Annotated in this window: 9 protein-coding genes; 8 read left to right on the forward strand and 1 reads right to left on the reverse strand. The window is 54.1% G+C overall.

Translation table 11 applies throughout. The features are described from left to right. Nucleotides 1–317: 317 nt before the first annotated feature. From GOB86_RS14290 to GOB86_RS16455, 8 genes are all read left to right on the forward strand, one after another. The gene (locus tag GOB86_RS14290; protein ID WP_165993268.1) at nt 318–707 is read left to right on the forward strand and encodes a hypothetical protein; all 390 of its coding nucleotides are present in this window, start codon (nt 318–320) and stop codon (nt 705–707) included. 52 nt (nt 708–759) lie between these two features. Continuing rightward, nucleotides 760–1,245, forward strand: coding sequence for a single-stranded DNA-binding protein (gene ssb / locus GOB86_RS14295; protein WP_165993270.1), 486 nt, complete (start codon nt 760–762; stop codon nt 1,243–1,245). Nucleotides 1,246–1,351: 106 nt separating this feature from the next. Beyond that, nucleotides 1,352–1,630, forward strand: a complete 279-nt coding sequence (locus GOB86_RS14300) for a type II toxin-antitoxin system RelE/ParE family toxin (protein ID WP_165993272.1) — start codon at nt 1,352–1,354, stop codon at nt 1,628–1,630. Between the two features lie 12 nt (nt 1,631–1,642). Continuing rightward, on the forward strand, nt 1,643–1,930 hold the full coding sequence (locus GOB86_RS14305; RefSeq protein WP_165993274.1) for a HigA family addiction module antitoxin: 288 nt from the start codon (nt 1,643–1,645) through the stop codon (nt 1,928–1,930). A 71-nt stretch (nt 1,931–2,001) separates the two neighbouring features. After that, nucleotides 2,002–2,124, forward strand: a complete 123-nt coding sequence (locus GOB86_RS15905; protein WP_198912052.1) for an AbrB/MazE/SpoVT family DNA-binding domain-containing protein — start codon at nt 2,002–2,004, stop codon at nt 2,122–2,124. Between the two features lie 2,450 nt (nt 2,125–4,574). Continuing rightward, a complete protein-coding gene (locus GOB86_RS14315) occupies nt 4,575–5,252 on the forward strand; it encodes a hypothetical protein (RefSeq protein ID WP_165993276.1) in 678 nt (225 codons plus the stop codon). A gap of 59 nt (nt 5,253–5,311) precedes the next feature. Continuing rightward, a complete protein-coding gene (locus GOB86_RS14320; RefSeq protein ID WP_165993279.1) occupies nt 5,312–5,566 on the forward strand; it encodes a hypothetical protein in 255 nt (84 codons plus the stop codon). Beyond that, nucleotides 5,563–5,688 carry a hypothetical protein gene (locus tag GOB86_RS16455; RefSeq protein ID WP_257125316.1) on the forward strand — a complete coding sequence of 42 codons (126 nt, stop codon included), beginning with the start codon at nt 5,563–5,565 and terminating at the stop codon, nt 5,686–5,688. The genes GOB86_RS14320 and GOB86_RS16455 overlap by 4 nt, the downstream gene beginning before the upstream one ends. A 703-nt stretch (nt 5,689–6,391) precedes the next feature. Here the strand turns inward: GOB86_RS16455 and GOB86_RS15950 are convergent. Next, the coding region (locus GOB86_RS15950) for a hypothetical protein (protein WP_206752708.1) at nt 6,392–6,758 on the reverse strand (367 nt) is incomplete at its 5' end.

Here is a 6,758-nt window from a genome sequence, read left to right on the forward strand (position 1 = left end):
GATGGCAGGATGTGGCTCAGAAAAACGCCTCCATCCCCTCCACTCTCGAAACCGCCTCGGGCGCTCGCCGCCCCGAACCCCGGCAGGATATGGTCTAGTAAAACATTCCGTCTATACTTCTATTGCAAGCATTATATGCGCGAGAAAACAATAATGAATGGCTGTTTATTGCCGTTTTTGGGGTTTCATTGCTTGTGTTTACTGTGTGGCTGTACTATTCTTTACTTGTTGAGAGGGAATGGGCCCAAACAACAAAGCGCCCCGGCCAGTGTTACGAGCACCAGACCGGGACTGCGTAGAACAGAAAGGTAATTTTCATGTCCGACGGTGAAAACACTGTAGCTAGTTCGCCTTCATCATCGCAAGGGAATGTGGAAAGGCTGCATTACTCAGATCTGACACTCGCGGCTCTGGTTGAACGTCACGGCTGGCAATATTGCAATACACAGCGCCCCCAGAATGGTGTGGAACGTCTGTTTGTGGGGATTGCTCCTGACGGAATGATGATTCCTAATGGCGCACGGTATCTTGGTGTCAATTATTCCGCAGACCCGGAAAGCCGTCGGTATATCGCACTGCATTATGGGCCTGAGCTTCTTAAAGATTGGGACGGTCGGGAAGGAACGCCAGCGGAGATTGCCGCCAAAGTGAATGAATGGGCTGTGCAGTACTCTTTGATGGAGCGGGCTAAACTGGGAACCGCCTAAATCGTCCTTCAGATTAGAAACTCTCTTTCAAAATTTATAGTGGAGCAGGCAAATGTCAGGCAGCGTTAACAAGGTCATTCTGGTTGGTAATCTTGGTAAAGACCCAGAAGTGCGGCATGCCCAGAGTGGCGCGAAGATCGTTTCTTTCTCTCTCGCCACCGGCGACACATGGAATGACCGCGCCTCGGGCGAAAAGCGCGAGCGGACAGAATGGCACCGCGTCGTGATCTTTAACGAACGGTTGGCAGATGTGGCTGAACGCTTCCTGCGCAAAGGTCGCAAGGTCTACCTTGAAGGCGCGTTGCAAACCCGCAAATGGACCGATCAGGGCGGGCAGGAACGCTATACGACCGAAGTGATCGTGGACCGCTTCCGTGGCGAACTGGTTCTGTTGGATAGCCGCAACACGGGCGAGAGTGGTGATGCAGGTTATGGAGCCGGGCAGGGCTACGCTCCTCGCCCCGAAGGTGGCGCAGCCAGCGGTGGCTTTGCTGCTCCGCAGGCTTCCGGTGATCTGGACGATGAAGTTCCGTTCTGAGAACCGCTAAGCATGTTCGAGTTCGTGCCGGGCGGGCTTGCTGCCCGTTCGGCATGTGTTTGGTGTTTCTCGTTGACCGCCGTAACGCTACGCGATACAAAACTACATGATAATCAGCTTCCGCCATGAGGGTCTCGAAGGCTTTTATCACACCGGCTCTCTTCGTGGCATCCAACCAGTTCATGCAAAAAAACTGAGGAATCTTCTTGGTCGATTGGACGTGGCAGAAGGCCCGGACGACATGAACCTGCCCGGATTTAAGCTCCATCCCTTAAAGGGAGAGCTTAAAGACTACTGGTCCGTGTGGGTGAATGGAAATTGGCGCATTACGTTCCGATTTATCGGTTCTGATGTGGAGCTGGTCGATTATCAGGATTATCACTAGGAGGTGCTACCAATGATGTTCAATCCACCCCATCCCGGGGAAGTCCTCAAGGATGAAGTCATTTCCGCACTCGGTCTTTCTGTTAAAGATGCGGCTGAACGGCTTGGTATGTCTCGTGTTGCTCTGTCCCGCGTACTGAATGGTAAGGCGGCGATCAGCCCTGTCCTGGCATTGCGCCTCGAAAGTGCTGGAGCGGGTTCTGCCCGGAGTTGGGCCATGATGCAGGCCAATTATGACCTTTGGAATGCAGCGCAGCACGAACAGCCAGTAATCCGACCGTTACAGTCCGTTCCCGCCTGACGTGTTCACCTGTGTGTTTGTCTGGCGGGACGATTTGCCCCGCGTCATTTCAGTGAGAAGAAGCAACAAAAGTGAAGATCGAACCAGTCGTCGCTGAATGTGATCTGGCAGAACTTCTGGCGGGGATAACGCCAGACAACATACATCATCAGGTCGATTTCGGCGAAGCAGTAGGCAAGGAACTGCTTCAATGATGTCAGATATGTGCCGGACGAACGCGCGTAAGAGGCTTTGAACGTGTTACGCAAGGTGTTGAAAGACGCTGACCTTTCGTCGCGCTAAACAGTCATATGGCGGAGTTTCTTGCAATGAATGAAGACGTGATCGGTACTGATCCTTGGACTGTTCTCTCTCCAAGGGCAAACTGGAAACTCACCGCTGTTTTGTACGTGTCCAAATGGTGGTCCATGGCCTATGGTACATGGACAGATGAAAACGGTTCTTGACCTGTATTGGTGCAGCGTTGGAACGGTGAAAAAGGAGAAAAGGGGAACCCGATCTCCAGTGGACACGCTACCTGGTTCGTCCTCCCGGATGAAACTTATCCCCTCTATATCGAGAGCAGGTTTATTCCCGATGCAGAACGGGAAACGGTCCGACAGGCATTGGGTTTGATATGTGACAAAAAAGAGGCAAACGCAGAGCCATCCAATCCAAAAAAGATCGCGGCTACTCCCGAAACCTGATTGCCGCTCGACCATTGGAGACTATCCGCTCAAAAATCTCCTGTGCCCTGCGTTGTGATATAACATACTGGTGGCAGGCTGAACAACACTGACACCCTTTATTCGGCGTTATGCAACGCCGATGGGTGGAGTGTATCGCGACGACATTACGCTCAGAAACTGAACAAAAACAGCCATCGGTTGTCTCCACAACGCGCACGACATGCACATACCCGTTGCCGCGCTTCTCTTCAGTAGACACAACAGACAACCAGTTGCCGTTTTTAAGGTGGGCTATGGCTTTGGTCTTGGATGGGTTGCCCATATTCATACCTCATCCGCGTTCTTGGAGCTGCCAGTTGTTGCAACAGTGACCCGGTTGCAACGCGCACACGGTATGCCTCTGCGGCATTCCGTGACAGTGGACATCTCCACCCAGCCGCTTTCCCACGCGCAGCGCACGCACCGGAACAGGCCAACCATATGCTTCCCAGCCGGGTAAACACACCCGTGGTCTCCAAGATCAATCAGATGCGCAAGCTTGCGCGGCTTGCGCCGCGGTCGCTTCCAGCCAAAAAGGTCTCCCTGGCGGGCCACCTTAGTTGACTCGTTCGGCAGATTCGTTAGCCCACGTCAGGGTTCCAACCTGCTCTCCGCTCAACGTCAGAACCAGTGGTACGACCTGTTTATCCCTGATTAAAATGGCCCCCTCAATGGTCCAGCCAGTTGTTTCTGGTCGAGAGATTGATACCTCACTCTCGTTGAGTGGCGGGAGAGGCCTCGGCACGTCTCGGTGTTCAACATTGAACCTTAGTATAACACGCCCGGTCGACGTGCCCTTCGCTTCAAGTTCAACACGATCACAGTTGTTGAAGCACTCAGGCCGCGGCAACGTGGAAATCGAATTGCGTGCGCCTGAAATAGTTGTTCTCACGTCAGGAATATACAGGCCGTTCCTAAACGAAGTAAGCGTCTGCTTCGGACCGTTTACCTCAAGATGGACAGTTTGAACCGTCCCATCCTTCAAAGAAATTTTGGCAAATCCATATTCGGTTGCATGAACGTTACCTGTAACAACAAACGTAAAGAGCCCATATACCCCAAAAATTCGTAGTGTCTTGCGAATACACATCTCTTTAAATCCTCATGCCGCTTCAGGACAAAGTGCCCTAAGACCATCATCACCCATCAGGTTGTGAATACGGTTGTCGCGTCAGGAAAAAGGATCTGGGGCGGCTCGGCTGCGCCGAGTGCGTTCACACTAGGTTCGCTAGGCGGCAAGCCGCCAACCTCACCCGGAGCCCCCTGCGGGGTCTCCGTGCAGTCGCATATATGTTCACCCGCGGTCTTGTGCTGCTGTGAAGGATGTCGAATGGCGGGGAAGGGGAGCGGGCGGTTCCTCAACCCCCCTGTCACGCCTGTCGGCGCGACAGGGGGGCACGTTGCGGGGATTACGGCCGAGCATCCAGCTTCAGTATGACAACCCTTTGACCAGCTCATCAACACGGGCCAAAGGCCCCCGCTGGCGCGGCTCCGCGACCCTCACCGCGCCTTGGCCATCGTGCGGTCATCGCAGGGCATGAGCCCCGCGCTGCCCGCACGCTGACCGGCTTGTTCAGGACGCTCCGGTGTTGACGAGCTGGTCAAAGCGCTGTCTTGGCCGATGGCAGGATGTGGCTCAGAAAAACGCCTCCATCCCCTCCACTCTCGAAACCGCCTCGGGCGCTCGCCGCCCCGAACCCCGGCAGGATATGGTCTAGTAAAACATTCCATATATACTTCTCTTGCAAGCATTATATGCGCGAGAAAACAATAAAAAATGGCTGTTTATTGCCGTTTTTGGGGTTTTATTGCTTGCGTTTACTGCTCGGCTGTACTATTCTTTACTTGTTGAGAGGGAATAGGCCCAAACAACAAAGCGCCCCGGTCAGTGCTCTAACACCAGACCGGGACTGCGTAGAACAGAAAAGGTGATTTTCATGTCCGACGGTAAAAACACAATCGCTCAGAAATCCGCTCCTCGCAAGGGTGACGCAGCTGGTAAGGCTTCCCCCGAACAGGTCCGCCGCTTTCAGGAAGCGCAGGCCCGTAAGGCCGCTATGGAAGCCCCCACACTTCAGGCCGCAAAAGACCTCGCTCCCAAAGAATTGCAGATTGCTCAGATTGTTTCCATGTTTGGTTTGGAATCTGCTGACACTGACGAATTGATCGGAGTGGGTGACAGTATTGTGCGCGAACAGTTCACCATTCTTTATCCCGTGCTGGTTAACCAGATGCGCGGTGACGACAATCTGGTGGCCCTCAAGATGCACCTTGATCGGACTGTTGACGCTCTGGTCCGCTCCGCTATGGGTTCCGCAAACTTCTATGAAACCCGCCGTCTGGTCGCCAAGGACGCAAAAGACCAGTGGGCCAACGAATACCGTGACCAAGACCGTATGGGCGTTGATGGCGGGGCAAATCGTGTGGAAAACATGCGCCGAATTGCTGCTGAAAACGCAGTGAAAGCCTATTCTCTGGTGTGCATCGCAGAAGGAGCCTGCCGTGCTTATCAGGAACTCATGGGGTCCGAATGGGCAGCATACCAGAATACACGCAACAAACAGCCCATTGATGCAAAAGCGAGCGCTTTGATGGACGATGCACTGGGCATCTGAACAACAATCAGCCGGGCCAAAAGGCCCGGCCAACCCCAATTTCCGAAGCGGTTTTAGAAATGCTAGGTATCCCGGAAAAGCCCCCACAGAATGAGATACAGCTCACAGAGCGGCTCAAATTGGCGGCGGCTGCTTGCCAGAATCTTGCGCTTACGTTGGTGGGTCTGTCGCTTATTTCCCCATTCTTCGCGGCAGGTGGGTGGTCATGGCGCAAACTGCCCGCAGTCATGGTTGCCGCAATTTTGGAACGTGCAGCTTTTGAGTTTTTGAGTTATATTCCTGCAAAGGAAACCTCAAAGGAGGACAAGCAATGACAAACGCCTTCCTAACTAACACAGTCATGGTGCTCGGTGTGTTTGCTGTTACCTTTGCCGCGAGCGGGTGGATTGCACGGTGGCTGTTGCCAGCCCGACAGTCTCCTGAACACAAGGGGTAGCTGGTAGACTATCATCGGGAAACAGAGCGGCGGGCTATGCCCGCCGCAATGCGTTTTGGCCTCCATTTCTCATTCTGTTTCTTTCCGGCCAGTTAAAAAAAGGGCCGTATCATTGTCCCGGCGGGCTATCCACAAATCCACACGCTGCAAGCAGACCGTCAACGAGAAGGCAACCGCTCTGCTCCATGACGCACTGGGCACCTAAAACCAAGCCGGGGCGATAGCCCCGGCACTCCGTGCAGTTTTGGACAGAACTTAATGACGAAAAGAAGGAGGGTTTTTAACATGGATGTTTTTACTCAGTCTCTCCTCTATATTCTGCTGCCTGCGGCGCTGTTTACGCTAGTGGCCGGATTGGGTATTGGCCCTCTCATGGGGAGATTGGCCAAGTTACGGCAGACTCTCGAGCGTTCCTAATGAGCAAACGGGCAGGCCAGACCTGTCCACCCTTCACGCGCTAAACGGAATAAGGCGGCCTCGGCCGCCTTATGTGTTTCTTGTCCGCTTAATCATGAGCGTATCGCCCGTTCCGCCCTGTCCAGTCAGCCTACGGCTCCGCTTCGCGGCGGCGCAACCCTCGCCAGGACGAAGTGGCCCGCCCCCATCGCAGGGCAATAGCCCCGCGCTGGACGCAGGCCACTTCGTCAGGCGCAGGCTGCTCTGAACTGGACAGGCCGGAACGGGCTGGACAACCCGGCAGGAATCAAGAGGCGTCGCTCAAGTCGCACCATAGTTGGCCAGTTCTGGAATCATGGTACGTGTGTGCAAGACAATAACGGCCCCTGCTGCTCTGGTCCCATGTCGCAAAGAGGGATACAGACGCGCCAAGAAGGATCAGGCCACCAGCCATAAGCACCAATCTGGCATAACCATGCCAACGGGCTTCCCGGTAAAGGGTATATTCCTGTGTCGGAAGCCGCTCACGAATGCGTTCAAAAACCTGCTCTTTAAGGCCGGTCTCAAGTGACTTCATAAAGTGACTGAAAAGCGCCTGCTGGTCCTGCTTGAGAGAAAGCTCCTGCTCCTTCAGCTTCACTTCTCCCGTGTTTTGAAGGGTCTGAATGCTTCCA

Source organism: Acetobacter lambici, from assembly GCF_011516885.1.
Classification (GTDB): Bacteria; Pseudomonadota; Alphaproteobacteria; order Acetobacterales; family Acetobacteraceae; genus Acetobacter; species Acetobacter lambici.

Excerpts from the sequence above, each read along its gene's own strand:
- GOB86_RS14290 (WP_165993268.1), top strand. The coding sequence starts at position 318 with ATGTCCGACGGTGAAAACACTGTAGCTAGTTCGCCTTCATCATCGCAA.
- ssb (WP_165993270.1), top strand. The coding sequence starts at position 760 with ATGTCAGGCAGCGTTAACAAGGTCATTCTGGTTGGTAATCTTGGTAAA.
- GOB86_RS14300 (WP_165993272.1), top strand. The coding sequence starts at position 1,352 with ATGATAATCAGCTTCCGCCATGAGGGTCTCGAAGGCTTTTATCACACC.
- GOB86_RS14305 (WP_165993274.1), top strand. The coding sequence starts at position 1,643 with ATGATGTTCAATCCACCCCATCCCGGGGAAGTCCTCAAGGATGAAGTC.
- GOB86_RS14315 (WP_165993276.1), top strand. The coding sequence starts at position 4,575 with ATGTCCGACGGTAAAAACACAATCGCTCAGAAATCCGCTCCTCGCAAG.
- GOB86_RS14320 (WP_165993279.1), top strand. The coding sequence starts at position 5,312 with ATGCTAGGTATCCCGGAAAAGCCCCCACAGAATGAGATACAGCTCACA.
- GOB86_RS16455 (WP_257125316.1), top strand. The coding sequence starts at position 5,563 with ATGACAAACGCCTTCCTAACTAACACAGTCATGGTGCTCGGTGTGTTT.